The following is a 25,786-nucleotide window of genomic DNA, read 5'->3' as shown; positions in this document are numbered from 1 at the left end:
AATGGTCCTGGCTCAACGGCTGCGCACGCGCTCGACGTAGGCGCCCAACGGCCGGGTGAGGCTGCGCTTGATCCGGCTGGCGAACGACTCACCGCTATGGATCGGCGCAGCCTCAACCTGCTCGCGGGCTTCCCGGTATTGCGGGAACAGGCTCAGCGCATGGCCACGGTTGATCCCGTAGCGCTGCGCATCCGACCACAGCGTGTTCTGCTCCAGCGTCTGGCAGGACAGCGTGGTGACCGGTGCCGGCGCGAAGGGGAAGTCGCTGCCGAAGAGAATCTGCGAGGGCTCCACCAGTTCCTTGAGCGCCGCCATCGAGTAGCGCGACGGCGACAACGCCGTGTCGAAGTAGAAGCGTCGCAGGTAGGTCATCACCCCTTGCGGGGCCTTTTCCTGAAACTGCGGCAGGGCGTTGGCCAGGGACACGCGCCAGGCCACGTAGGGCAGGAAGCCGCCGCCGTGGGCGAGGATCCAGCGGATGCGCGGGTACTTTTCCAGGGTGCCGGTGAGGATCAGGTTGACCGCCGCACGGGTGGTGTCGCAGAGGAACTCGACCAGGAAGCCTGGTGCGGCGATGCCGAGCTTCTCGCTGCTTTCGTGCATGTTCGGGTGGACGAAGACGATGGCCGCCCGGCGGTCCAGCTCGGCCATCAGCTCGTCGAAGCGCTCGTCGCCGAGGAACACGCCATCGGTGCTGCCCAGCAGCACCACCCCGTCGGCCTTCAGCTCGTCCAGCGCGCGGATCGCTTCGCGGCAGGCGGCCTCGGTGAAGGGCGTGGGGAGCACGGCGAAGTTGCCGAAGCGGCCCGGATGATCGTCACGCATCTGCGCCGCAAAGTCGTTGCAGCGCATCGCCAGCTCGCGGGCCTGCTCTACTCCTCCGCCGAAATGCACGCCCGGCGCCGACAGCGAGGTAATGGCGGTCTGGATGCCGTTGAGGTCCATCACCTCGATGGACTTCTGTGGCGACCATTTCGGCAGCGGCGCGCCTGCGACCCTATCCAGGCCTTTTTTCATCATGACCTCGACGAAGGCCGGGGGGATGATGTGGTGGTGCACGTCGATTCGACCTTGTTGGATCGTCATTCTTGTTGTCCTTGTGTGATCCGTGAGGGGCTAGGCAGCCCGGGCGATCTTCATGGCTTCGTTGAACCACAGGGCCACCGCGAAGCGCCCCTGCAAGTGGCACTGCCCGCCTTCGACGGCGCGCAGCATGTCGGTCTCGTCGCGGCTGAGCATCACCCGCAGCGCATCCGCACTGCGTTGCCAATGCTGGACGAAGTCAGGCCGGCGGTGCTCGCCACGGTGCAGGCTGAGCACCCCGCCGCGCAGCTGGTAATAGCCGCCGACGCCGTCACCCGTGCGAATCTGCAGCACAAAGGACTCTTCGTGGAGCAGTTCGCGCAGGCGCGCCGAGCGGCGTTCTGCCCGGCGCAGCAGCGCGATGGACGCCAGCAGGAGCAGGCGCAGTTTCAGCGAATCGATGAACAGGCTCATGGTCAGCGGGCTCCGCGCAGACGGTTGAACAGCAAATAGCAATCGACCGGCAGGCTGTCGCCGCGCCAGCACACATGCTGGTCAGGCCGTACCAGCACGAAACGCCTTTCGTACAAGGTCGCCAGGGTTTTCTCGTGGATCGGCAGCACGCTCAGCGGTACGCCGCACTCCTTCGCCGCCTCCTGCAACGGCGCGCAGGAATCGGCATCGGCGTCGAACGCCAGCAGGGTGTAGCCACCCAGCGCCAACTGGTCGAAGAGCGCCGTGCCATCCTCGCGGAACGCACTGGGCAGCCGCGCGCCGGACCAGGTGGTGGGCGTATAGCGAATCTCTTCGTAGGCCGGCTCGCTGGCGGTGTCCGCTTCGATCGCCGGCGAGCCGTGGTAGCGATAACCGATCTCCACGCCCAGCGACTCGTAGAGTCGGGAGACCTTGCGCTCGAACTCGCGCCCGGCGGCCTCGCGCGCCGCCTCGCCGGCCGGCCCCTGGGCGAGCAGCGCGTCGTCGCGACGCATCTGCGCCTCGAAGGTCGCTGCCGCGCATTTCTTCACGTGGTCTCGGTTGCGTCGGGCCACCGGCAGGCGCTCCGCCTCGTAGCTTTCCAGCAGGCGCGGGCCGCCCCAGCCGGCCAGGCAGGCGGCCAGTTTCCAGGCCAGGTTGTGCGCCTCGGCCACCCCGGTGTTCATGCCGAGGCCGCCGGTGGGCATGAACTGGTGGGTGGCGTCGCCAGCGATGAACACCCGCTGCCGGCCGAATGAACGGGCCACCAGGAACTGCGGGCGCCACGGGCCGGACTGGACGATCTCGTAGCGCAGCCGGGTGCCAAGGGCGGCGTCCACCACGCTTTCCAGTGACTCGCCGGGGCGTGGTGCGAAGGGCCGGTGCAGCACGTAGTCGTTGCGGCTGGCGTCAGGCGAGACCAGCAGCCCGGCGAAGCCCGGCCGGGTCAGCCAGGTGTGCCAGTACGGCTGGTTGTTCGGGAACAGCCCGGCGATCTCGTCGGAACGCAGGTGGATGATGAACAGCTCGCCGACCAGGTCGCGGGTGCCGTCGTAATCGATGTTGAGGAAGTTGCGCACGCGGCTGTTGGGGCCGTCGCAGCCGATCAGGTACCGGGCGAAGAACTGCTGCGCCTCGCCGCTATCCACTTCATGGGCCATCGCCACCACACCGGTGGAGCTCTGCTCGAAGCCATACAGGCGCCAGCCCATGCGCAGCTCGATGTTCGGGTCGGCTTCCACCTCGGCCATCAGCACCGGCTCCAGGTGCATCTGTGCGATACGCTGCATCGACTCCAGCGGCAGGCTGCCATCGCGGCAGGCACGGATGGCCTGATCCGCCTGGCTGACCGGCTGGTAGATCAGGTGTCGATCGGACATCACGCTATAGAACGGCCCGCTGGCAGACGCCGCCATCGCCGAGTACTGGTTGGCGTCGACCGGGTTGCCGGCCGCGCGGATGCGCTCGGCCAGGCCCAGCTGGCGGAAGATTTCCATCGAGCGGCAGTTCACCACGTCCAGCTTGGGATGGCTGGTGGTCTGCCGGCGGTCGTTGAGCAGCACCGAGCGAATGCCCAGGCGACTGAGGTTCAGCGCCAGGGTCAGGCCGACCGGACCGGCGCCGCTGATGAGAACGGGGGTGTCGATCATGCCGCCACTCCTTGGGGTTGGTTGCTGTGGCGGACCAGTGCCAGGCCGGCGAGGAAGCGCTCGGCGACACGACCCACCTGGTCGGCGCGGCCAGCATCGAAGACATAGCGGTCGGGGCGGATCAGCACGAAGTCCATGTCGGCGTCGTCGAACCAGTCCTGCAGCGCGCCGGTAGGGTCGCCGAGTACGGAGCCTGCCGGGTCGTCGGCGAACTCCAGCACGCGCAGGTCCACCTGTTGCGCCAGCCGCTCCAGTTGCGCGCGCTGGCGGTCGAGGCAACCGCGCCGGGCGAGCAAGGCAAAGCCGTGGCCAAGGGCTTCGTCGAGCAGCACCCGCTCACCCTCCACGTCCCGCAGCACCTTCGGCTGCAGCGCCAGGTGCCCCGACAGCCGATGCCCCCAGCCGCAGAAGCCGGCGGCCAGCGGCTTCTTGCGGTTGGCCTTGTCGGCGAACGCCTTGTTGGCGAACGGCAGCATGCCGGCGAGGCGGAACAGCAGCCAGTCACGCAGGAACGCCACACCGCGGTGGCGGGTCTGGATGACGTTGCCGAGGAACATCGCGCCGTTGATGATTTCGCGCACATGGGCCGAGCGTTCAGCCTCGTAGTCGTCGAACAGTTTTTCCCGCGCGGCGCCGCGCAGCACCATATCCAGGCGCCAGCACAGGCTGCTGGCATCGCGCACGCCCGAGCACATGCCCTGGCCGAGGAACGGCGGCATCTGGTGCGCCGAGTCGCCGGCCAGGATGATCCGGCCATTGCGCCAGTCGTTGGCCCAGAGGCCGTGGAACTTGTAGTAGGCGATGCGGGTGATCTCGATCTTGTCGAGGTCGACGAAGTCGCGCAGTTGCTGGCGTACCAGGTAGGGATCGGTGGCTTCGCGCTCGGACTTGCCGCCGGTGACCATGAACTGCCACTCGTAGTACGGGCCGGCCATGGGCACGTAGGTCACCGGCTGCGCCGGGTTGCACACCTGCGAATGATTGGCCGGCAGCAGCGCATCCTTCTCGCCGGAGCGGGTCCTGGTGTCCACCACCACCCAGGCCTCGTCGAAGTCCGCCGACTCCAGGCGCAGACCGGCCTCGCGACGGACGAAGCTCTTGCCGCCATCGCAGCCGATCAGGTAGCGGCCCTGGAACACCCGCTCGCTGCCGTCACGCTGCACGGCAGTGGCGCGCACGCCGTCGGCATCCTGCTCGACGCCGGTGACGCGGCAGCCATACACCGGGGTGACGTTGGGATAGCGCTTGAGGCCGTCGTGGAAGTGCCGTTCCAGGGTCGGCTGGTGGAACCACCAGGCGCCGGGATGGCCGTAGCGGCGGTCCTGGCTGCCGATGCGCGAGCGGGTCACCGGCTTGCGTCCGGGGCGCAGGATGATTTCCATGTCGGTGAACGACTCGCTGGTGCGGCCGATGTCGTCGGCCAGGCCAGCGAACTGGAAGATGCGCATGATCTCGTCGTCGAAATGCACGGCACGCGGGGCATAGTAAAGGTCCTCGTCGCGCTCCAGGCCGACCACCGACCAGCCGTAGCGGCCCAGCAGGTTGGCCAGCACCGCCCCGGTGGGGCCAAGGCCGACGATGATCACGTCACAGGTTGTCGTTGTTGTTGTGGACTCTTGCATTGCTTGCTCCAGAGGAAGACATCGCCGAATCATTTTGAACACCAGTGTTCAATTCAGTCAACTGGAGATCAATTTTGATTCGGACTGCCTAGCCAAACCCGCCAGCCAGAGCCTTTCCAGAGCAGCGACAGCAAGCCGGAAAGGCCCGAATGACGGGATAGAGCGAGAGAAAAGCAGGAAAAATGGCGAGCAATGGACCCTGTTGACTTATTTTGAACGCACGTGTTCAATCGACCCATGCTTGACGTTGGAGCCGTCTTTTCATGGAAACCCTCAACCCCGTACAACGCCGCATCCACCAGGCCGCCCTGCGCCTGTTCGCCGAGAAAGGCGCCAGCCAGGTGAACATCAGCGACCTGGCCCAGGAGGCCGGCGTGGCCAGGGGCACCATCTACAACAACCTGCAGTCCATCGACGACCTCTTCCAGCACGTGGCCAGCCACCTGGCGGCGGAGATGCACCAGCGCGTGGTGAAGAGCTTCGGCGAGACCTCGGACCCAGCCCTGCGCCTGGCCAACGGTATCCGCTTCTTCATCCGCCGGGCCCACGAGGAACCGCACTGGGGCGCCTTCATCAGCCGCTTCTCGATGAGCGAGGAATCGCTGCGCGGCATGTGGTTCGGCCCGCCCACCGCCGACCTGCTCAGCGGGCTCGCCAACGGCCGCTACAGCTTCCGCCAGGAACAGCTGCCCTCGGCGATCTCGATGATCGCCGGCTCCGTGCTCAGCTCCATCTTCCTGGTCCTGGAGGGCCACCGGACCTGGCGCCAGGCCGGCAGCGACGCGGCGGAACTGACCCTGCGCGCGCTCGGCGTGGCACCGGAGGAAGCGCGCAGCCTGTCCACCGGTGAGCTGCCGGTGCTGCCACCCGCGGACTGACCTACCCGAACCGGCCAACGCCCCTTTTCAGGGGCGATGGCGAAGCCTTGCCTGACGAAAGCCACGGAGAACAACAAACATGAGCCGTCAGCCCCCTTCCGCAAGCCAGTCAACCGCCTTGGCGACGCCGCAGCCGGCGCGCCATCCGCAGCCGACGGTCAAGGCCCGCGCACTGGCCCACCTGATCTTCGAGCGCCCGGACCTGGAGCAGGCCGAGCGCTTTCTTGGCGACTTCGGCCTGACCCTGGCGCATCGCGAGGCCGACTGTCTGTACCTGCGCGGCACCGGCCCGGCGCCTTACTGCTATCGGGTAGAGCGGGCGGCGCAAGCGCGCTTCGTCGGCTTCGGCCTGGCCGTGGAATCACACGACGATCTGCAACGGCTGGCACGCCTGCCGGGCGCCTCGCCGATCCAGAAACTCACTACGCCTGGCGGCGGCGAATCCGTCAGCCTGCGCGACCCTTCCGGCTTCGTCGTCGAGGCGATCCACGGCCAGCAGCCGGCCAACGAACTGGCGCACCGCCCGGCGCTGCCGCTGAACCAGGTCGACGAGGCACCACGAATCAACGCCACCCAGCGCCCGCCCGTGGCCCCGCCAGACATCATCAAGCTCGGCCACGTGGTACTCGAAGTGGCTGACTACCAGGCCACCTGCGCCTGGTACACCGAGCATTTCGGCCTGATTCCCAGCGACGTGCAGGTGCTGCCCGATGGCTCCCCTGCCGTGGCCTTCATGCGCCTCGACCTGGGCGACACGCCGGCCGACCACCACACCCTGGCGCTGGCCCAGGGCTTCATGGCCGCCTACAGCCACAGCGCCTACGAAGTGGTGGATGCCGACGCCGTCGGCATGGGCCAGCGGGTGCTGCGCGAGCGCGGCTGGAAGCATGCCTGGGGCATGGGCCGGCACATCCTCGGCAGCCAGATCTTCGATTACTGGCAGGACCCGTGGGGCGACAAGCACGAGCACTACTGCGACGGCGACCTGTTCACCGCCGAGCGCCCCACCGGGCTGCACGGTGTCAGCCCCGAGGCCATGTCGCAGTGGGGCCAGCGCATGCCCAAGAGCTTCACCAAGCCGGCGATGAACCTGCAGAAGCTGCACATCCTGCTGCACAACCTGCGGCACAGCCCGGACCTGACGCTGCGCAAGCTGATAACCCTGGCGCGGATGTTCGGCTAGACCCGCAGCACGACAAAAAGCACAACAACAATCGCCGCCTCAACGCGGCCCACCGCCGTATCAGGAGTCGCTCTCATGCCCGTGCACGTTGTCCGCTTCGAACACCAGAACGAAACCCGCTGGGGCGTCCTGCGCCAGGGACGCATCAGCCCCCTGCCCGGCCGCTACGCCAGTACCGGCGAGCTGATCCGTCAGGTGCAGGTCGAGGAATTGACTGAGCTGCGCGGTGGCGAACTGCCGCTGGACACGGTGAAGCTGCTCTCGCCCATCACCCGCGACCAGCAGTTCGTCTGCCAGGGCGCCAACTACCGCCAGCACATGATCGAGTCGGGCATGGACCCGGACGCCAAGCACTTCAACATGATCTTCACCAAGGCGCAGAGCTGCATCGTCGCCGCCGACAGCGACCTGATCAAACCGCGCCAGGTGCGCTTCCTCGACTATGAGATCGAACTGGGCCTGGTGCTGCGCCGCGAGATCACCGGCAAGGTCGCGGTGACCGACGCCAACCTGCACGAGTTCATCGCCGGCGTGGTGATCGTCAACGACTACTCGGCGCGGGATATCCAGATCCCGCAGATGCAGTTCTACAAGGGCAAGAGCTTCCGCACCTTCGGCCCGGTCGGCCCGTACCTGTGCCTGCTGCAGAAGAGCGACATGCGTTACCTGAAGGAGCTGCAGCTGCGCCTGACGGTCAATGGCGAAGTCCGCCAGAGCGACAGCACCGCCAACCTGGTACACGGCCCGGCAGAGACCCTGAGCGAATTGTCCGGGGTGCAGGACTTCGCCGCTGGCGACCTGATCGCCACCGGCACCCCGGCCGGTTGTGCGCTGTCGGTCCCCTCGCCGGCCAAACAGCGCATCGCCGCACTGCTGCCCGAGCACATCAAGTGGAAAGCCTTCCTCAAGACGCAGGCGTCGCGCAGTCAATACCTCAAGGCCGGAGACCTGGTCGAAGCCAGCATCCGCAGCGCCGACGGCGCGATCGACCTGGGCGTGCAGCGCAACCGCGTGGTGGAGCAAGCCTGATGGCCGTGAAGACCCTCGCGGATATCCAGGCACTGGAAAACGTCCCACTGGCCCGCCGCGAACTGCCCGCCAGCACCTACGAAGCGCTGCGCCGCTGCGCCGTGCAGCACGGCCAGGCGACGGCGCTGAGCTTCTTTCTCCAGGCGAAGGACTTCCGCCGCACCCACGACTGGACCTACGCCGAGCTGTTCGCCGACATTACCCGCGCCGCCAATGCGTTCCATCGGCTGGGCATCGGGCCGAAGGACGTGGTCGCCTTCCTCCTGCCGAACCTGCCGGAAACCCACTTCGTCATCTGGGGGGGCGAAGCCGCGGGCATCGTCCTGGCGATCAATCCGCTGCTGGAAGCCGCGCAGATCGGCGACCTGCTGCGTACCGCCAATGCGCGGCTGGTAGTGACCCTGGCCCCCACGCCCGGCAGCGACCTGTGGCCCAAGCTGGCCAGCCAGCTCGACAGCCTGCCCGGCGTGCAAGAGGTGCTCTGGGTGAGCATGGCGCCCTACGTCGGTACCGCGGCGTCTCTGGCGCTGCGCTGGATGGCCCGCCGCGAGCGCCAGCGCCACCCGCGACTGCGTCTCCACGATCTGCGCCGCCTGATGCGCCGCGAGAATGGCAAACGACTTAACAGTGGCCGCGTGATCCGCGCGGAGGAGTCTTCTTCCTACTTCTGCACCGGCGGCACCACCGGCCTGCCGAAGATTGCCCGGCGCAGCCACGGCTCGGAAGTCTTCAACGCCTGGGCCATGGCCGCCAACATGCAGCCACGCCAGAGCGGCCAGGTGATCTTCTGCGGGTTGCCGCTGTTTCACGTCAACGGGCAGCTGGTTACCGGGCTGATGCCTTGGACCCACGGCGACCGGGTGATCATCGGCACGCCCCTGGGCTATCGCGGCGAAGGCGTGATCGCGGCGTTCTGGGACGTGGTCGAGTACTTCGGCATCCACTTCTTTTCCGGTGTGCCGACCGTCTATTCGGCGCTGCTCCAGCAACCTACCGCCGGCCATGACCTGTCCAGCCTGCAGTACGCGTTGTGCGGCGCGGCGCCGATGCCGGTGGAGCTGTTCCGCGAGTTCGAGCGGGTGGTCGGCGTGCGCATCCTCGAAGGCTACGGCCTTACCGAAGGCGCCTGTGTCTCGTCGAGCAACCCGCCCGACGGCGAACGCCCGATCGGTTCCATCGGCCTGCGCCTGGCCTACCAGGGCATGCGCGCGGTGATCCTCGACGACCACGGCGACTATCTGCGCGATGCCGAAGCCGACGAGGTCGGCGTGATCGCCATCCACGGTCCGAACGTGTTCCTCGGCTACCTCGACGACAGCCACAACAAGGGCTTGTGGATCGACATCGGCGGGCAGCGCTGGCTGAACACCGGCGACCTCGGCCGGCAGGACGCCCAGGGCTACTTCTGGCTCACCGGGCGCAAGAAGGAACTGATCATCCGCGGCGGCCACAACATCGATCCGAAGCAGATCGAGGAGGCGCTGCAGGCGCATCCGGCGGTCGCCCTGGTGGCGGCAGTGGGCAGCCCCGATCCGCATGCCGGCGAGATCCCCGTGGCCTACGTGCAACTCGCCGCCGGCCAGCGTACCGACAGCGCCGCGCTATTGGATTTCGCCAACCAGCGGATCAGCGAACGCGCCGCGGTACCCAAGCGCATCGAGATTCTCGACGCCCTGCCGGTCACGCCGGTGGGCAAGATCTTCAAGCCTGCGTTGCAGCAACGCGAGATCGCCCGGGTGATCTACCAGGAAGCGGACAACCAGGGCCTGGCCGGCATCGCCGTGGAGGTGGTGCAGGACGCCCGTCGCGGACTGGTGGCGCAGGTTCGCGCCGGGTCCGGGCGCGATGAACTGGCCCGCGCGCTGGGCCGCTACAGCTTCGCGGTGGACTGGCACGGCTGAGCCCGACTCCACCGCCGCCACGCTCGCACCCGAAACAACAATAAAACGAAGGAAGTGCCATGCGACCCCGACTGCCCCGAGCCCTTGCCCTGCTGCTCGTTCTCGCCCTGCCCGGCTGCGAACGCATCCAGCACGCGGCTCTGGATGCGATGGTCAAGGACCACACGGACCAGTCTCTGATCCAGGGCGGCAACGCCATTCGCGTCATCCTCTGCGGCACCGGCACGCCGCAGGTCAACGCCACCCGCGGCCAGGCCTGCACCCTGGTGGCGGCCGGCGGCCGGCTGTTCCTCTTCGATGCCGGCGAGAACGCCATGCGCAACCTGGAGACCAACCACGTGCCGGTGCAGGCGCTGAACCAGGTCTTCATCACCCACTGGCACTCCGACCACTTCAACGGACTCGGTGCGCTGATCAACCACAGCTGGATCTACGGCCGACAGACACCCTTCCTGGTCTATGGCCCGCCCGGTGTCGAACAGGTCGTCGAAGGGCTGGCCATGGCCTACGCCCAGGACGCCAGCTACCGCAGTGCCCACGCCCTGCCGCCGACCAACAGGCAACTGGCGTTCGCCGAGCCGCACCGGGTGGAGATCGCCAAGGGGCAGGAATCAGTACGCGTCTATGACCAGGGCGGCGTGACCATCGACGCCTTCCGCGTCGACCACCATCCGGTGGAGCCGGCCTACGGCTATGTGCTGCGCTACCAGGGTAGGAAGCTGTTCGTCAGCGGCGACACCCGCGTCAGCGAGCGCTACCTCGACGCCATGCGCGATGCCGACCTGGTGGTACACGAGGCGATCAACGCCCATCTGGTCCGCGAAGGTGCCGCCGCGCTGGAGCGCACCGGGCAGCCGGACCGCGGCGCGCAGGCCGTGCGCGTACTGGACTACCACGCCGACACCCTGGAGCTGGCCCGCATGGCCCAGCGTGCCGGCGTCCGCCACCTGGTGCTCACCCACCTGATTCCCGCCCCGGACAACGTCCTCGCCCGGCGCCTGTTCGTCAGCGGCATGGCCGATGCGTATTCGGGCGAGATCACGCTCGGGGAGGACGCCCTCGACCTGAGCCTCTAGCGCCTCCACCTCACCACCTTCATCAACTGGCCCGCACACCGCGGGCCAGCGGGGACCCGCTGCGCCCGAAAAGGGCCGGCAGACGACAGAACAACAACAAGAGGTCGTTTCAGATGAACCGCAGATCACCCGCCTTGCACCTGCTCGCGCTTCCCGCCGCCATCGGTCTGGCCCTTTACGGCGACGGCGCGCAAGCCTTCACCTTCTCCCTCGGCGACATCGAGGGACAGTTCGATTCCAGCCTCTCGGTCGGCGCCAGCTGGGCCATGCGCAACGCCGATGCCGGGCTGCTGCACAGCCACAGTTCCGACGACGGCAAGCGCAACTTCCGCGAAGGCGACACCTTTTCCAAGGTGTTCAAGGGCATCCATGACCTGGAGCTCAAGTACGGCGACTCCGGCGCCTTCGTCCGGGGCAAGTACTGGTACGACTTCAAGCTTAAGGACGAGCACCTGCACTTCAAGGACATCGACGACCACGGCCGCGAAGAAGGTGCCAAGGCGTCGGGCGCCGAGTTCCTCGACGCCTTCCTCTACCACAACTACAGCATCGGCGACCTGCCCGGCACCGTGCGCCTGGGCAAGCAGGTGGTGAGCTGGGGCGAGAGCACCTTCATCCAGGGCGGCATCAACGCCATCAACCCGATCGACGTCGCGGCGTTCCGCCGGCCCGGCTCGGAGATCAAGGAAGGGCTGATCCCGGTGAACATGTTCTACGTCTCGCAGAACTTCAGCGAGCACCTGTCCGCCGAGGCGTTCTACCAGTTGCAGTGGCAGAAGACGGTGATCGACAACTGCGGCACCTTCTTCTCCACCACCGACGTGATGGCCGACGGTTGCAATGGCCTGGCCGCCGGCCCGGTGATCAACCAGAACCCGCTGGCGGTCCAGGCCCTCGCGCCGGCCGGGATCAACCTGACCGACGAAGGCATCGTCATCCCCCGCGGCAAGGATCGTGAAGCCCGCGACGATGGCCAGTGGGGCGCCGCCCTGCGCTGGTTCGCCCCGGAGCTGGACAGCGAGTTCGCCGGCTACTTCATCAATTACCACAGCCGCCAGCCCTACCTCAGCGTGCGCAGCGGCCCGCACGCCGCCGACCTGGGCTTCGCCCCGCAGCTGTGCGGCAACCTCGGCATACCCAACGCCCTCTGCGGCGCGGTGATCGGCAGCAGCGCCGGCCAGCAGCTCACCCAGGCCTATCGTCTGGGCAGCGCGCAATACTTCGCCGACTACCCCGAGGACATCCAGCTCTACGGCCTGAGCTTCAGCACCAGCCTGCCCACCGGTACCACCCTGGCCGGGGAAATCAGCTACCGGCCGAACATGCCGGTACAGATCAACCCGGTCGACCTGGTCACCTCGACCCTGGGCATCCCGGCGCTCACACCGGTCTACGGCGATGCGCCGGCACCGGCCAACGACGCAATCCTCAAGGGCTACCGACGCAAGGAAGTGACCCAGGCGCAGGTCACCGCCACGCACTTCTTCGACCAGGTGATGGGCGCCGACCGCCTGACCCTGATCGGTGAGGTCGGCGTCACCCATGTCGGCGGCCTGGGTGGCGACGACGAGCTGCGCTACGGCCGCAGCCCGGTGTTCGGCCAGGGCGCGCTGTACCCCGACAACAGCCTGTGTACCGGCAACAGCGTCACGCCGCAGTACTGCAATGACTCGGGCTTCGTCACCAGCACCGCCTGGGGCTATCAGGCGCGGGCGATCTGGGAATACGCCGACCTCATCGACGGCGCCACGGTACGCCCCAACCTGGCCTGGTCCCACGACGTCCACGGCTATGCCCCGGAACCAGGCTTCAACCAGGGCGCGCGGGCGATCAGCGTCGGCGTCGATGGCACCTATCTCAACACCTACAACATGAGCCTTGCCTACACCAACTTCTTCGGCGGTAAGTACAACGTGAATACCGACCGGGACTTCCTTGCCCTGAGCGTGGGCGTGTCGTTCTAAGCGGAGAAAAAACGATGAACAAGAAACTTGCGTGCGCGTCCCTGCTGTTCCTGGTCCTGCCCTTCAACCTCCAGGCTGCCGTTCCCGAAGCGGAAGCGGCGAAACTCGGCAACACCCTCACGCCCCTGGGCGCTGAGCGCGCCGGCAATGCCGACGGCAGCATTCCCGCCTGGGATGGCGGCCTGCCGAGCAACGCCGGCAGCCGCGGCGCCGACGGCCGCCTGAGCGACCCTTTCGCCGCCGACAAACCGCTGTTCACCATCACTGCACAGAACATGGGGCAGTACGCGGCGAACCTCACCCCTGGGCAGCAGGCGATGCTCACGCGCTACCCCGACTACCACCTCAACGTCTATCCCGCGCACCGCTCGGCGACCTACCCGGCAGCGGTGCTGCAAGCGGTGTCCGCGAATGCGCGCCATGCCAGCCTGGTCGAGGGTGGCAACGGCCTGAAGGACTTCCAGACGGCGATCCCCTTCCCCATTCCGCAGAGCGGCGTCGAAGCCCTGTGGAACCACATTACCCGCTACCGTGGCGGCAGCGCCCAACGCCTGCACGTGCAGGCGACGCCCACCGCCAACGGCACCTACACGCCGACCTATTTCCAGCAGCAGTTCAGCTACCGCGACCAGCTCACCGACTACAGCCCGGACAAGGACAACAACGTCCTCTTCTACTACAAGCAACTGGTCACCGCGCCGGCGCGCCTGGCCGGTGATGTGGTGCTCGTCCACGAGACCCTCGACCAGGTCCGCGAACCGCGCATGGCCTGGGTCTACAACGCCGGCCAGCGCCGCGTGCGCCGCGCCCCGCAGATTGCCTACGACGGCCCCTACCCGGCCTCCGACGGCCTGCGCGTGGCGGACAACCTGGACATGTTCAACGGCGCGCCGGACCGCTACGACTGGAAGCTGGTGGGCAAGAAGGAAATCTACGTGCCCTACAACAGCTTCGCGCTCGACTCTACCGCCCACCGCTATGACGACCTGGTCAAACCCGGCCACCTCAACCAGGACCTGGTGCGCTACGAGAAGCACCGCGTCTGGGAAGTCGAGGGCACCCTGCGCGCCGGCGAACGGCACATCTACGCGCGCCGCGTGCTGTTCCTCGACGAAGACACCTGGCAGGCCGTGCTCGCCGACCATTACGACGGCCGCGGTACCCTCTGGCGCGTGGGCGAAAGCTTCATGACCCCGCTGTACGACAAGCAGATTCCCTGGCTGGGCGTTGAAGCCCTCTACGACCTGATCAATGGCCGCTACCTGGTATCGGGCCTGACCAACCAGGAGAAATCCCAGGTGGAGTTCGGCTTCAGGGCCAGCAGCGTCGACTACACCCCAACCGCACTGAGGAACCAGGGCATCCGCTGAGTTCTGCTGATCCCAGTGGCGATGACTGCGAGGTCGTCGGTCTTCGCGGCAGGACCGATAGGTACCTCGATAGTGAAACGCCATCAGCAGGATGCCTGCGAGCTCCTGCTGATGACGTTCTTTCATCGATAGGCAGTTCCCGGCCAGTAGCGGACATCGCCTCCTGAACGTCTGTCCGACCGATTACCGCACACAGCTCGCTCACTTGCCAAACACCCACACGCGCTGCCGGGCCTCGCTCAGCGTGCAAGAGTGCTCAACGAACCCACCGTCCATCACGCCGCCCCCGCAAGACATGAAAACGGTTTGACAGCTGACTTTTTCTCGATTTATCGTATTTATCACTATAAATACGATAAAAGAGAATTTGCGATGTACGACCCGCTGCAATCGCGCCACCCTGGACATGGCTTGCCCCATGCCCCGTCCTATTGGGTTGCCAGCGCTGGTGCGCCCGCTCAGGACGATGGTCCGCTGAAAGAGCCCGTCGAAGCAGACGTCGCTATCATCGGCTCGGGGTACACCGGCCTCTGTGCGGCGTACTTTCTCGCCCACCAGCATGGGCTCAAGCCGATCGTCTTGGAGGCCAATCAGGTTTCGTGGGGCTGCAGCAGCCGAAACGGTGGTTTCGCGCGCGCCTCGGGTGGCCATCTGTGGCCTTCCGAATTGATCTCCCATTACGGGCTCGACGTTGCTAGACGCTACTTCGACGACACCCGTGATGCTCTGTCCCAGTTGCGCCAGCTCATCACGGACGGCGCAATCGACTGCGATGCTCAGCCCGATGGCGTCATCAAGCTCGCCCACCACCACAGCCGTCTGCCGGGGCTGGAGAACGAAGCGAATCTGTTCAATCGCCACTTCGACTTCCCGGTTCGAATCCTTTCTTCCAAAGATCTGCAGAGCTATCACCGCGGCACTGAAGTCCACGGCGGCATCCGGCTCCCTGAAGGCTTTGGGCTGCACCCGATGAAGCTTGCGATCGGCCTGCTGCGCATGGCGCGCAACGCGGGAGCGCGGGTGTACTCGTCTTCCCCCGTGACATCGCTGGAACGTAAAGCAGAGCACTACCTGCTTGAAACGCCATCGGGCACCGTGCGGGCACGCAAAGTCATCATCGCCACCAACGGCTATACGGCGCCTGGGCTCCACCCCTTCCTGCGCGGACGCTACATGCCGGTCCACTCCAGAATTCTGGTCACCCGACCACTGACCGCGCGTGAGATCGAGCTGACCCTGCCGAGCATGGACAGCATGATCGACACGCGTAACCTGCTGTATTACTACCGCCGCCTGCCGGACAACCGACTGCTGTTTGGCGGTCCTGGTGCGGTATCGGGTAGCGATGCGGAGAACCCCAGGCACCGTGACGCATTGCTGGCAGGCCTCACTCGGAAGTTCCCCGAGCTGGATGGCATAGCCGCCGAGTACGACTGGGGCGGCTGGGTGTGCATGAGCCAGGACGGTGTTCCGCATATTCACGAGCTGGAGCAGAGCCCAGGCATTTATGCGGCGCTCGGCTATTCGGGCAGCGGAGTCTCCTACGCCACGCTGGCGGGACGACGTCTGGCGGCGATGGCTGCCGGTGCTCCCGAGACACCCCCCACCCAAGTGACCTCCAGCCCGCTGCCGCGTTTCCCGTTCTCGCGCTTCCTGCGGCTGGGTCAGTACTTCGCCTACCACTTCTATCGCTATCAGGACCGGCGGCCCTGACCAGCCTGCTTTCACCTCGCCAATCAGCGTCCATGCACTAACAAAAGAGACAATGCCATGACCTTCACCCTCAAGCGCTTCGCGCTCTCCACCGTGTTGCTGTCCACCACCGCCTTATCGACTCTGGCCAGTGCCGAGTCGGTCACCGTCATCTCCTTCGGCGGCGCCATTCAGAACGCACAGAAAATCTCCTACTACGGCCCCTTCGAAAAGACCGCCGGTACCCGAGTCATTGCGGGGGAATACAACGGGGATCTGGCCAAGATCAAAACCATGGTGGACACCAAGCATGCCACCTGGGATGTCGTCGAGATGGATGGAAACTCGCTGGCACGCGCCTGCGACGAGGGTCTGATCACTCAATTGGACTGGTCGAAGATTTCGTCCAAGCCGGACCTGATGCCTGAAGCCGTGAGTGACTGCGGGGTCGGCACCCTGGCCTGGTCCGCGGGTATTGCCTATAACGCGGACAAGGTCAGCGGCGCCCCGACCTCCTGGGCGGACTTCTGGGACCTGAAGAAATTCCCGGGCAAGCGCGGACTGCGCAAGAGTGCCGTTCACACCCTCGAGTTCGCGCTGCTTGCTGATGGCGTGCCAAAGGACAAAGTCTACGAGGTGCTCAACACCCCGCAAGGCGTGGATCGCGCCTTCGCCAAGCTCGATCAGATCAAGCCCAGTATCCAGTGGTGGGAATCGGGTGCCCAACCTCAGCAATGGCTCGCCGCTGGTGACGTGGTCATGACCAGCGCCTACAACGGCAGGATCAAGGACGCCCAGAGCGAAGGCACCAACCTGAAATTCGTCTGGAATCAGAGCCTGTTCGATCTTGACCACTGGGCCATCGTCAGCGGCGCGCCGAATCTTGATCAGGCCTATGCCTTCATCGAATTTGCAAGCAACACCGCTAACCAGCAGGTCTTCGCCAAGACTATTGCCTATGGTCCGACAAACGTGAATGCGGTGAAGGATCTGACTGCGGCAGAGCTGCAGGACCTGCCCACGGCTCCAGCGAATCTCGACGCCGCGCTGGCCACCGACAATGCCTTCTGGCTGGACCACGCCGAGGACCTCGAAGTGCGCTTCACCGCGTGGGCCTCGCGTTGATTTACTCGGAAGCATTGTCGTGAAAGGAGGCGCCATGCGCATTGTGATTGCTCGGATGAACCACGAGACCAATAGTTTCTCGCCGGTTCCTACGCCCCTCTCGGCGTTCAATCCACGCTGGGAAGATGAGGCCCTGATCGCGGGTACCGGATCGGCGACGGCCATGGGGGCGTTCATTGCATTCGCTGAGCGTATGCACGCCTCGATCAGCACACCGGTCTTCGCCCATGCCAACCCCAGTGGCCCGGTCGATCTATCAGCCTGGGAGCGTATGGCTGACGCCATCGTTGGTGAGGTATCCAAGGGCTGCGAACTGGTTCTGCTGGATTTACATGGTGCGATGGTCACCACGGACGGCGGCGACGGCGAAGGTGCGTTACTGGCCAGGGTCAGAGCAGCTGCGCCGCAAGCCAGGATCGGCGTGGCGCTGGATCTGCACACCAATCTGAGCCAATTGATGGTCGATAATGCTGATGTGCTGGTGGGGTTCAAGACCTACCCGCATATCGACATGGTCGAAACCGGCGAGCACGTGGTACGCGTCATCGAGGCAATGCTTGCGCAAGGTTGCGCAACGTTCAAAGCCAGGGTGCACCCGCCTCTTCTCGCGCAAACGCTGCAAATGAATACGGAAGAGCCAGGAGCTATGCGCGAAGCCATCGAAGCAGCTCGGGCAGCTGAAACACGCGACGGCATCCTGGCAGTGAGTGTGTTCGGCGGCTTCCCGCTGGCGGACATTGCCGATGCAGGCATGTCGGTTCTGGTTATCGCGCAGAACCAGCCGCTGGCCGATGAAACCGCCCAGAAAATTGCCCAACAGTTGTGGGACGCCAGGGAAGCCTTCGTTTTCCATGAGGACGAACTGGGAGTCTCGCTGGACCATGCCAGGCAACTGGAAGCCGGGGCAGGCGAAGGACCTGTACTGCTACTGGACCATGGGGACAACTGCATGTCCGGCGGGACGTGCGACACCATGGATGTGCTGGTCGAGGCAATGGATCGCGGGCTTTCCGGCATCATTGCCGGGCCGATCTGCGACCCCTCTGCCGTCGAAGTAATGCACAGCGTGGGAGTGGGCGCCCAGGTAACCTTGCAGTTGGGCAATCACCTGCCTCGGCCCAATGGGGCAGCCACTCCGATCACCCTTACTGGCAGGGTGACCTCCGTAAGCGATGGCCAATACGTGGTCAGCGGACCGACGTACACCGGCATGCGCTGCTCCATGGGGCGAGCGGCAGTGATCGATCTGGGTAGCGCGTTGGTCTTGGTCAGCGAAGAGCCCCACGAACCCTGGGATCTGGGCGTCTTCCACAGCGTCGAGCTGGATCCGTCCCACTGCAGTTACCTCATCCTGAAGTCGCGCATGTACTATCGCCCGGTCTTCCAGCCGATTTCGCGGGCCACGGTGCATTGCGCCAGCCCTGGCGTGACCAGCTCGGACTTCACCCTTTTCCCCTACCAACATGTGCCGCGGCCGGTCTTCCCGATCGAACCCGACACTCGTTGGGCTGCCAACGCCTGAGACCATGAGCCCGAAGACCACTCCTACGAACTTCCGCCGCCGCAAGATCTCCGACATGGTCGCCGATGACCTGCGGCGCTGGATCGCCCAGGAAAACTTGCAGCCGGGTGATCGCCTGCCCAATGAGCGTGCCCTGCTGGAGCACTACAACTGCTCCAAAGGCACCATTCGGGAAGCGCTCAAATCGCTGGAGGTTCAGGGCCTGGTAAAAATGGTCACCGGCCCTAATGGCGGACCGGAGGTCTGCACCGTTTCGCTGGACGTGATCATGCAGCAGCTACGGACCTTCCTGCATTTTCAGAAGTTCGACTTCCAGCAGGTCTACAGCCTGCGCCAAAGCCTGGAAGTCATGCTGGCGAAGAGCGTCGTGGGCCGTCTAAACGAACAGCATCTGACCAAGCTCCAGTCCAACATCACCGAGTACGAACTGCTTCGTGCCCAAGGTGATCGCCAGGGCGCACGGCGCACTGAACTGGAGTTCCACGACATCCTCACTCAGGCCTGCGACAACCCCATCCTGGCCTTCATATGCCGCTTCATAAATGGCCTACTGCGCGACCTGGTCGAGTACCGCAGTGACCAATACGACGACCACGAAGCGTTCGGCAACCACAATATCGACAGCCACCGTCAGCTCCTGGAGGCGTATCGCCGGAGTGATGCAAAGGCGGTCGAAACGCTGATGCAAGAACACATGCATTGTGCCGCCCGCTTCATGACCCGGCTGGATGCGCAGTTCGGCACCGACCTGCTGAGCGACGCCCCCAACTGACCCACGGCTGAACGCCCCACCTTCAAGAGCGAGAGTTTGATCGCATGGATACTTGCACCCTGAAAAACGCACAGCGGTTCTATATCGATGGCGAATGGATCGAGCCGAAAGGCAAGGCAATGCTGGACGTCATCAACCCCGCCACCGAGCAATCAATCGGCCTGGTCGCGATGGGATCCGCCGCCGACGTAGAGCGGGCAGTCGCTGCCGCCAAGGCCGCTTTCCCGAGCTTTTCACGTACTAGCAAGCAGGAACGATTGGCTCTCTTACAGCGAGTGCTGGAGTGCTACCAGGCACGTCTAGCGAAAATTGCCCGTGCCCTGACACTGGAAATGGGGGCACCCGCCGGATTTGCGCTGGAATGGCAGGCCGGGATCGGCACGAAACACATCGAGCAGATGATTCGATCGCTTGAGCAGTTCGAGTTCACCACGCAAAGAGGCACGACGCGTGTCGTGAAAGAACCAATTGGCGTGGTCGCACTGATTACGCCGTGGAACTGGCCAATCAATCAGATCGCGTGCAAGGTCCTTCCCGCGCTGGCCACCGGCTGCACCATGGTACTCAAGCCGAGCGAGCTGGCTCCGTTCAATGCCGTGCTCTTTGCCGAAGCCCTGCATGTAGCTGGCGTGCCGCCTGGCGTCTTCAACCTGGTACAGGGCGACGGCCCTTCTGTCGGCCAGCCGCTGGCGAGCCATCCCGATGTGGACATGGTGTCATTCACGGGTTCAACGCGTGCGGGCGTGCTGGTGGCGAAAAGCGCCGCCGACACGGTGAAACGCGTTCACCAGGAGTTAGGCGGCAAGTCGGCAAACATTCTGTTGCCTGACTGCGATTTACCCAGGGCAGTGGAACTGGGTGTGCTGGGCTGTTTCTCCAACGCCGGCCAGTCCTGCAACGCCCCCACCCGCATGCTGGTGCCTGCAGATCGACATGCCGAGGCCCTGGAAATCGCTCGCCGTGTTGCTGAGCAGATTAACGTCGGTGATCCGGATGCTGAAGGCACGAACATAGGGCCAGTCATCAGCCGGGCGCAGTTCCATAAAATCCAGGAGCTGATCTCCACCGGCATCGCAGAAGGAGCTCAACTGGTCAGTGGCGGCCTGGGCCTTCCCAGCTCACTGGAACACGGATATTTCGTCCGGCCGACTGTGTTCGGCAATGTTCAGCCGGAAATGACCATCGCTCGCGAAGAAATCTTCGGCCCTGTCCTCGCAATCATTCCCTACGCATCAGTCGAAGAAGCTGTGTCCATCGCGAACGACAGCGTTTTCGGCTTGGCTGGTTATGTTCAGGGGACAGACCAGAAGCTGGCTCGAGATGTAGCCGGTCAACTCAGGGCGGGCACCGTCTATATCAACTATCCGGCCTGGGACCCCGCGGCACCGTTTGGTGGATACAAGCAATCGGGCAACGGACGGGAATACGCCGACTTCGCGCTGCACGATTTTGTGGAGATCAAGGGAATCGTCGGTTACGGCAACTCTTGAGCAACTGCGCCAAAAGGAGGGCCACAACGGTGGCCCTTCACTGCACCAACCCAATACGCTGGAGAACAATCATGGAGCAACAACTGCCGACAGGCGTCATTGATTTCGCTAACCCCGCCATCCTGGAAGCACAACGCGAGATCAGTGATCCCGCGCTGGTAGATACTCCCTACATCGGCAGCAGCTGGCGGCACTTCACATCCGATGACCAGAAAGCGCTGTCGGGCTTCTGGGAAGCACCTGCGCATCTGCATCGCTGTGAGTTTGCCCATACCGAGTTGTGCCATCTGCTGAAGGGTAGCGTGCGGCTCACGGACAGCGACGGCATCGCCAGAACCTTTGGTCCAGGCGATACATTCGTAGTGCAGAAGGGGTTCAAAGGCATCTGGGAAAATCTGGATGAAGTGCGCAAAGTTTACTTCATCCTAAACTGAATAAACCTCGCGGCCATCGCGGGCATGCCGGAAATCGCTTACTCGCAGGACGCGCTGGATAAGGTCGCTCGGCGGTTGAACGAACAACCCAGAAAGCCCCTGAGGTACTCGACTCCCGTCGAGTGTTTTAATCAGGCTGTTGCGTCGATCGGTTGAATCCACAGCCATTTGCGGACATTGAGTCATGGCAGCCGCCCACTTCGAATGACGGGCATCGCTACCTGCTATGATCCGCCCCATGACTCCCACACCCCAAAACCAGCCATGAGCAGCTCTCTCGACTCGCTGAATCAAATATCCGCCTTCGCTTGGCGCCTTGATCAGTTGATCTCTTCTGCGTTGAGGGAGCGCTTCAGTCGACCACTCTCCGAGCTGGCTGCACTGGTCTCTATCCAGAATTGCCAGACCTTCAACATCGGCTGGCTGGCCAATGTTCTGGAACTAACGCACTCGGCTGCTGTGCGTCTGGTTGATCGCCTGGAAGCCGACGCTCTGGTTGAACGGCTGCCCAAGGATCAGAAGAAGCAAGTCGGGCTGAGAATCACTGCGAAAGGCCGCGATATGGCCGCAGGCATTCTGCAGGTGCGTCAGAGTACAGCCGGCAGCTTCCTTGCCGTCTTGTCCCACGATCAGATCTCCGCGCTCGCCGACCTCTCGAGGGAAGTCATCACGGGCAACGTCAAGAATGAATTGGACTCGTATCAGGTCTGCGCACTGTGCGATGAGGCAAGCTGCGGCAGCCTGTGCCCCAGAGTCGAAGCCTCCTCATGCCTTCCTGAAAAACTGCGCCAACGCTAACCCGCACGCCGCGATAACACCTCAACCAGCCGCATCGCAGTTCCTGGCGGCCTTGCTGACCTTCCCTGGCGGCATCAGCTGCCTTCACTGACTCCGGTTAAATTTATTCTCTGTTTTTTACTGATTGACTCATATGCATGAGTCATACATGATCATCTCAACCACTACACACGCGTTCCTGCTCCACCAACGATGCCGAGCAGACGCAGCCTGAGAGATACAACAACAGAGGGCCAGCGCATGAATAACCACATTGCACCCATCGAATTGGCCAAGGCGTATCGCACGCTTAACCACGGCCCAACCGTCCTCGTTGGCGGGCGGTACGGCGGAGTCAGCAATGTGATGTCCGCTTCTTGGGCAACAGCCTTGGACTATGACCCAGGCAAGCTGACTGTGGTGTTGGCGAAGGGAGCCTTTACCCGCGCCTTGATCGAACAGAGCGGCGTTTTCTCCATTCAGATTCCGACGGCAGCCCAGGTGGAGTTGGTCTATCGAGTTGGCACGACGAGCCGGCACAGTGACGTGCACAAGCTGGAGCACGCGGGCGTCGAGTTGTTTGAGCAGGAAGGGAGCGAAGTGCCGCTTGTGTCGGGATGTTCTGCCTGGCTCGCATGCAGATTGATTCGCGAGCCACACATCCAGCAAAACTACGACCTTTTCATCGGGGAGGTTTTCGCGGCTTGGTCTGACACGCGAGCCTTCGAGAATGGCCGCTGGAAATTCGATCATGCGGATGCCGCTTGGCGCAGCCTTCATTACACGACTGGAGGCCAGTTCTACGTTACCGGGAAATCAGTACATGTCGACATCGAGGAAACCGTTTAGGGCCTCACCCAACGGTTTGAGGTGTCATTCCTTCATATCGGATTCTTCCATGTGGTCTGGAATCGTACTTGTCGTTTCTGCCAGTGCCCTTTGGGCTACGGTCGTTCTATCCCCACTGTTGCTACCCGACAACTCAGCCCTGCAGATCACCTACGGACGGTACATCGTCCTGGGCATCCTATCGGCCGTCCTGGTGCTACTGACTCCGAAGCATCGCCGGATTCTCCTGACCCGTGAGCACCTCCTGCTCCTGGGGAAGCTCGCGCTATTCGGCAACGTCGGCTACTTCGCCCTATTGGTGCTGGGCATCCGCCTCTGGGGCGTGACAGCCACGGCATTAATTCTCGGCTTGCTTCCGGTGACCATTGCCATCGCCGGGCGAAAAGCAGGAGAAGGCCCCTCGCTGGCGCAATTGGCACTGCCGCTCACGCTGCTATGTGGAGGCGTAGTGTTGATGAATACCGCAGCGTTCAGCGGAGGTTTTGGCGCTGATACCTCTAGCACTTTGCTCGGATTGATCTGCACAGTAGCGGCGCTGGTTAGTTGGACGTGGTACGCGGTGGCCAACTCCAGGTTCCTGCTGGCCACCCCCGGCATCGACAGCCTGACCTGGTCGTCTTATTGCGGGGTAGCGAACGGTCTGTTCGGCGTAGTGCTATGGTCTTTCGACTGCCTATGGCTCCAACGGGATTCAAGCGTCACAGCTGTGAACCTGCATTTCTGGGGCATCAGTGCTCTGATGACTGTTTCAGGCTCGTGGTTGGCAGTCATGCTATGGAACCTCGCAGCGCGCCGGTTATCTGTCTCCGCAGCAGGCCAATTGCTGGTCTGCGAAACGCTGTTTGCGGTGATGTACGGAGCGCTTTGGCATGGCGCGTTACCGGCGCCGATGGAGCTTGTCGCAGGAGGCGCGATGCTGGCTGGAGTGATCTGGTCAATGGCAGTCTATCGGGCCAGTCTGAAGCAAACGGATCATGACGAGAGGCCGCAAATGCCAAGCAAGGCAAGCGCATCTTGTCAGTCCAACAGCTTCAATGAATCTCTGGACGGCTGACTGGAACGCATGTCCGCTATGGGTCGGTAGCCGCCTCTCACCAGGGGCAGAGATCGGCCAGAAGCCGCCAGCCATGATGCATCGCTTCAGCCTCTATCTGACCAAGTATTTGAGGTCCTCCACGAGCTCACGGCATGACCCGGCATCGCCTTGCCAAGCCTGTGGCTGGACCTATTCCCAGCGCGACAGGTAGGCAATCGTGGCTTCGGTTGCCTCGATGCAGATCGCTTCGCTGATACTTCCATCTGCCAGATAGCCGTAGCGCATGCAGGCGAAGGCGATCTCGACCGACAGGGTCGCGGCATCCGGCTGTAGCGGCAGCTCCTTGAGCACGCCCTGGGCCTGCAGGAAATCGCGCAGGAGTGAGCCGATCATTGCGTCCTTCTCCTCATGGGCCTTGCGGTCGGTCGGGGTGAAGTTGCCGCGCATGAGCAGGGCCGCCGCTGCCGGATTGGCGTTGTAGTAGTCCGCCACGCCGCGCACGACTCGGCCGATCGCTGCTTTCCAGTCTTCCTCCGCCTGCGGTCGCATCGCGACCATGAGCTCGCCTATGCGCTCCATCTGCAGCTGCGCCAGGTGGGCGAAGAGCACGTACTTGTCGGGGAAGAACTGGTAGATGCTCGCTCGCGGAACACCCGAGAGCTTGGAAATCTCGGGGATCGACGCGGCGTCCGCGCCTACCTCGGCGAGCAGTTGCTCGGCCGCTTCCAGCACCTTGGCGATGCGGGTCTGCGAGCGCTCCTGCTGAGGCAAGCGGCCCGCCCTTTTGCCCTTGGCAGCCGACGACGGGGCTTGCACATCCGGAAAATCAGACATATGTTATGTTTTCAAAAGTGACAAATGTCATCTTTATAGATTTCCCCACTCCCCTTGTCCAGTGCGAGGACGTCGATGAGCTATTCAGATCAGACCCAATGGCAGGCGATACAGAGCTTCCTGCCGCCCACTTACCGCATTGACGCCGGCAATGCGCCCAGGGAAGAGTACTGGAAATGGCGCGGGCACCAAGTCCACCTGGACCGCTACGCCAACCCGTCGGCGCCGGCCCGCGTCATCCTGTTCCATGGCGTCGGCACCAATGGCCGGCAGATGTCCACCATCGTTGGCCTGCCGCTGGCACGGCAAGGGCTGGAGACGGTGGCCATCGACATGCCCGGTTATGGCGAAACGAAGGTCGCGACCGGCGCCCAGGTGCGCTACGACACCTGGGTGGAACTGGCCAACGACTTCATTGAATACGAACGTGCCCGTGATCCGCGGCCGATCTTCCTCTACGGCCTGAGCGCGGGCGGCATGCTCACCTACCATGCAGCCGCCCTGAACCGGCGCGTGGCGGGCATCGTCGGTATGACCTTCCTCGATCAGCGCGTTGCGCAGGTGCGCGAACAGACCGCCCTCACCCCGCTGATGGGCCGCCTGGGCATTCCGATGATCCACTTGCTGGCGCGCACACCGCTGGCCGGGCTGAAGATGCCGATGTGGCTGGCGAGCAAGATGCACACGCTGGTCAATGACCGCGCCGCGCTGAAGGCCTGCCTGAAGGACCGCACCTCGGCCGGCAACTGGGCCAGCCTGCGCTTCCTCAGTTCTTATCTGGGCTACGCGCCAGCCATCGAGCCGGAGGCCTTCGACGTCTGCCCGGTCCTGCTGACCCAGCCGGCGGCCGACCGCTGGACCCCGCTCGCGCTGAGCCAGCCCTTCCTGCAGCGCCTGCACCGCGTCGAAGTGACCACCCGGCTGCTCGACAACGCCGGGCATTACCCGCTGGAAGAACCCGGCCTGGGGCAGATGAACGAGGCAATCCTAGTGTTCATCGAGCGGGTCCTAACCAGGCACGAAGCCGAGCGACCAACGCAGGGATGAGCAGTCTTGTAGATGCAGTTCGAAGCGGTCCTCGCGCTG

General features: G+C 64.0%; 22 protein-coding genes. 17 read left to right on the top strand and 5 right to left on the bottom strand.

Annotated features, from left to right (window positions below):
* Positions 1-12: 12 nt before the first annotated feature.
* From AC1ZV1_RS12495 to AC1ZV1_RS12480, 4 genes are read right to left on the bottom strand one after another with little or no spacing between them, the layout of a single operon-like run.
* Complete coding sequence (locus AC1ZV1_RS12495) at positions 13-1,086, bottom strand: amidohydrolase family protein (protein ID WP_484296994.1); 1,074 nt, start codon at positions 1,084-1,086, stop codon at positions 13-15.
* Between the two features lie 30 nt (positions 1,087-1,116).
* Positions 1,117-1,497, bottom strand: coding sequence for a hypothetical protein (locus tag AC1ZV1_RS12490; protein WP_484296993.1), 381 nt, complete (start codon positions 1,495-1,497; stop codon positions 1,117-1,119).
* Between the two features lie 2 nt (positions 1,498-1,499).
* The gene (locus AC1ZV1_RS12485; RefSeq protein ID WP_484296992.1) at positions 1,500-3,146 is read right to left on the bottom strand and encodes an FAD-dependent monooxygenase; all 1,647 of its coding nucleotides are present in this window, start codon (positions 3,144-3,146) and stop codon (positions 1,500-1,502) included.
* Positions 3,143-4,768 carry a bifunctional 3-(3-hydroxy-phenyl)propionate/3-hydroxycinnamic acid hydroxylase gene (locus tag AC1ZV1_RS12480; RefSeq protein ID WP_484296991.1) on the bottom strand — a complete coding sequence of 542 codons (1,626 nt, stop codon included), beginning with the start codon at positions 4,766-4,768 and terminating at the stop codon, positions 3,143-3,145. The genes AC1ZV1_RS12485 and AC1ZV1_RS12480 overlap by 4 nt, the downstream gene beginning before the upstream one ends.
* Before the next feature lie 263 nt (positions 4,769-5,031).
* On the opposite strand from AC1ZV1_RS12480, the gene AC1ZV1_RS12475 reads away from it, so the two are divergent.
* The 16 genes from AC1ZV1_RS12475 to AC1ZV1_RS12400 all read left to right on the top strand — a co-directional run bounded on the left by AC1ZV1_RS12475 (position 5,032) and on the right by AC1ZV1_RS12400 (position 23,884).
* Positions 5,032-5,646 (top strand): TetR/AcrR family transcriptional regulator, encoded by a 615-nt coding sequence (locus AC1ZV1_RS12475; protein ID WP_484296990.1) that lies wholly within the window; start codon positions 5,032-5,034, stop codon positions 5,644-5,646.
* Positions 5,647-5,725: 79 nt separating this feature from the next.
* The gene (locus tag AC1ZV1_RS12470; RefSeq protein ID WP_484296989.1) at positions 5,726-6,829 is read left to right on the top strand and encodes a VOC family protein; all 1,104 of its coding nucleotides are present in this window, start codon (positions 5,726-5,728) and stop codon (positions 6,827-6,829) included.
* 75 nt (positions 6,830-6,904) lie between these two features.
* Positions 6,905-7,858, top strand: a complete 954-nt coding sequence (locus AC1ZV1_RS12465; RefSeq protein WP_484296988.1) for a fumarylacetoacetate hydrolase family protein — start codon at positions 6,905-6,907, stop codon at positions 7,856-7,858.
* Entirely contained in the window at positions 7,858-9,759 is a 1,902-nt protein-coding gene (locus AC1ZV1_RS12460) for an acyl-CoA synthetase (protein ID WP_484296987.1), read from the top strand. The genes AC1ZV1_RS12465 and AC1ZV1_RS12460 overlap by 1 nt, the downstream gene beginning before the upstream one ends.
* Before the next feature lie 59 nt (positions 9,760-9,818).
* Positions 9,819-10,835 carry an MBL fold metallo-hydrolase gene (locus AC1ZV1_RS12455; RefSeq protein ID WP_484296986.1) on the top strand — a complete coding sequence of 339 codons (1,017 nt, stop codon included), beginning with the start codon at positions 9,819-9,821 and terminating at the stop codon, positions 10,833-10,835.
* Between the two features lie 113 nt (positions 10,836-10,948).
* Positions 10,949-12,799 (top strand): DUF1302 domain-containing protein, encoded by a 1,851-nt coding sequence (locus tag AC1ZV1_RS12450; RefSeq protein WP_484296985.1) that lies wholly within the window; start codon positions 10,949-10,951, stop codon positions 12,797-12,799.
* Positions 12,800-12,813: 14 nt separating this feature from the next.
* On the top strand, positions 12,814-14,169 hold the full coding sequence (locus tag AC1ZV1_RS12445; RefSeq protein WP_484296984.1) for a DUF1329 domain-containing protein: 1,356 nt from the start codon (positions 12,814-12,816) through the stop codon (positions 14,167-14,169).
* 252 nt (positions 14,170-14,421) lie between these two features.
* Positions 14,422-15,882 (top strand): NAD(P)/FAD-dependent oxidoreductase, encoded by a 1,461-nt coding sequence (locus AC1ZV1_RS12440; RefSeq protein WP_484296983.1) that lies wholly within the window; start codon positions 14,422-14,424, stop codon positions 15,880-15,882.
* A 57-nt stretch (positions 15,883-15,939) separates the two neighbouring features.
* Positions 15,940-16,986 carry an ABC transporter substrate-binding protein gene (locus tag AC1ZV1_RS12435; RefSeq protein ID WP_484296982.1) on the top strand — a complete coding sequence of 349 codons (1,047 nt, stop codon included), beginning with the start codon at positions 15,940-15,942 and terminating at the stop codon, positions 16,984-16,986.
* A 34-nt stretch (positions 16,987-17,020) separates the two neighbouring features.
* Complete coding sequence (locus AC1ZV1_RS12430; RefSeq protein WP_484296981.1) at positions 17,021-18,508, top strand: M81 family metallopeptidase; 1,488 nt, start codon at positions 17,021-17,023, stop codon at positions 18,506-18,508.
* A gap of 55 nt (positions 18,509-18,563) precedes the next feature.
* Complete coding sequence (locus tag AC1ZV1_RS12425) at positions 18,564-19,280, top strand: FadR/GntR family transcriptional regulator (RefSeq protein WP_484296980.1); 717 nt, start codon at positions 18,564-18,566, stop codon at positions 19,278-19,280.
* A gap of 44 nt (positions 19,281-19,324) precedes the next feature.
* Positions 19,325-20,770, top strand: coding sequence for an aldehyde dehydrogenase family protein (locus tag AC1ZV1_RS12420; protein WP_484296979.1), 1,446 nt, complete (start codon positions 19,325-19,327; stop codon positions 20,768-20,770).
* Between the two features lie 71 nt (positions 20,771-20,841).
* On the top strand, positions 20,842-21,204 hold the full coding sequence (locus AC1ZV1_RS12415; protein WP_484296978.1) for a cupin domain-containing protein: 363 nt from the start codon (positions 20,842-20,844) through the stop codon (positions 21,202-21,204).
* Between the two features lie 264 nt (positions 21,205-21,468).
* Complete coding sequence (locus AC1ZV1_RS12410; RefSeq protein WP_484296977.1) at positions 21,469-22,002, top strand: MarR family winged helix-turn-helix transcriptional regulator; 534 nt, start codon at positions 21,469-21,471, stop codon at positions 22,000-22,002.
* A gap of 240 nt (positions 22,003-22,242) precedes the next feature.
* Positions 22,243-22,830 (top strand): flavin reductase family protein, encoded by a 588-nt coding sequence (locus AC1ZV1_RS12405; protein WP_484296976.1) that lies wholly within the window; start codon positions 22,243-22,245, stop codon positions 22,828-22,830.
* A gap of 49 nt (positions 22,831-22,879) precedes the next feature.
* On the top strand, positions 22,880-23,884 hold the full coding sequence (locus AC1ZV1_RS12400; RefSeq protein ID WP_484296975.1) for a DMT family transporter: 1,005 nt from the start codon (positions 22,880-22,882) through the stop codon (positions 23,882-23,884).
* A gap of 171 nt (positions 23,885-24,055) precedes the next feature.
* Here AC1ZV1_RS12400 and AC1ZV1_RS12395 read toward each other — a convergent pair whose 3' ends face one another.
* Positions 24,056-24,637: a TetR/AcrR family transcriptional regulator gene (locus AC1ZV1_RS12395; RefSeq protein WP_484296974.1), complete on the bottom strand. Its 582-nt coding sequence runs from the start codon at positions 24,635-24,637 to the stop codon at positions 24,056-24,058.
* Positions 24,638-24,775: 138 nt separating this feature from the next.
* On the opposite strand from AC1ZV1_RS12395, the gene AC1ZV1_RS12390 reads away from it, so the two are divergent.
* Entirely contained in the window at positions 24,776-25,747 is a 972-nt protein-coding gene (locus tag AC1ZV1_RS12390; protein ID WP_484296973.1) for an alpha/beta hydrolase, read from the top strand.
* The last annotated feature ends 39 nt before the right edge of the window (positions 25,748-25,786 follow it).

It is taken from the genome of Pseudomonas sp. BB438, assembly GCF_057180225.1.
Note: the sequence above shows the minus strand (reverse complement) of the source record. Positions and strands in the feature narration are given on the sequence as shown.

Coding starts and splice junctions, on each gene's coding strand:
- AC1ZV1_RS12495 (WP_484296994.1), bottom strand. CDS start 1,086: ATGACGATCCAACAAGGTCGAATCGACGTGCACCACCACATCATCCCC.
- AC1ZV1_RS12490 (WP_484296993.1), bottom strand. CDS start 1,497: ATGAGCCTGTTCATCGATTCGCTGAAACTGCGCCTGCTCCTGCTGGCG.
- AC1ZV1_RS12485 (WP_484296992.1), bottom strand. CDS start 3,146: ATGATCGACACCCCCGTTCTCATCAGCGGCGCCGGTCCGGTCGGCCTG.
- AC1ZV1_RS12480 (WP_484296991.1), bottom strand. CDS start 4,768: ATGCAAGAGTCCACAACAACAACGACAACCTGTGACGTGATCATCGTC.
- AC1ZV1_RS12475 (WP_484296990.1), top strand. CDS start 5,032: ATGGAAACCCTCAACCCCGTACAACGCCGCATCCACCAGGCCGCCCTG.
- AC1ZV1_RS12470 (WP_484296989.1), top strand. CDS start 5,726: ATGAGCCGTCAGCCCCCTTCCGCAAGCCAGTCAACCGCCTTGGCGACG.
- AC1ZV1_RS12465 (WP_484296988.1), top strand. CDS start 6,905: ATGCCCGTGCACGTTGTCCGCTTCGAACACCAGAACGAAACCCGCTGG.
- AC1ZV1_RS12460 (WP_484296987.1), top strand. CDS start 7,858: ATGGCCGTGAAGACCCTCGCGGATATCCAGGCACTGGAAAACGTCCCA.
- AC1ZV1_RS12455 (WP_484296986.1), top strand. CDS start 9,819: ATGCGACCCCGACTGCCCCGAGCCCTTGCCCTGCTGCTCGTTCTCGCC.
- AC1ZV1_RS12450 (WP_484296985.1), top strand. CDS start 10,949: ATGAACCGCAGATCACCCGCCTTGCACCTGCTCGCGCTTCCCGCCGCC.
- AC1ZV1_RS12445 (WP_484296984.1), top strand. CDS start 12,814: ATGAACAAGAAACTTGCGTGCGCGTCCCTGCTGTTCCTGGTCCTGCCC.
- AC1ZV1_RS12435 (WP_484296982.1), top strand. CDS start 15,940: ATGACCTTCACCCTCAAGCGCTTCGCGCTCTCCACCGTGTTGCTGTCC.
- AC1ZV1_RS12430 (WP_484296981.1), top strand. CDS start 17,021: ATGCGCATTGTGATTGCTCGGATGAACCACGAGACCAATAGTTTCTCG.
- AC1ZV1_RS12425 (WP_484296980.1), top strand. CDS start 18,564: ATGGTCGCCGATGACCTGCGGCGCTGGATCGCCCAGGAAAACTTGCAG.
- AC1ZV1_RS12420 (WP_484296979.1), top strand. CDS start 19,325: ATGGATACTTGCACCCTGAAAAACGCACAGCGGTTCTATATCGATGGC.
- AC1ZV1_RS12415 (WP_484296978.1), top strand. CDS start 20,842: ATGGAGCAACAACTGCCGACAGGCGTCATTGATTTCGCTAACCCCGCC.
- AC1ZV1_RS12410 (WP_484296977.1), top strand. CDS start 21,469: ATGAGCAGCTCTCTCGACTCGCTGAATCAAATATCCGCCTTCGCTTGG.
- AC1ZV1_RS12405 (WP_484296976.1), top strand. CDS start 22,243: ATGAATAACCACATTGCACCCATCGAATTGGCCAAGGCGTATCGCACG.
- AC1ZV1_RS12400 (WP_484296975.1), top strand. CDS start 22,880: ATGTGGTCTGGAATCGTACTTGTCGTTTCTGCCAGTGCCCTTTGGGCT.
- AC1ZV1_RS12390 (WP_484296973.1), top strand. CDS start 24,776: ATGAGCTATTCAGATCAGACCCAATGGCAGGCGATACAGAGCTTCCTG.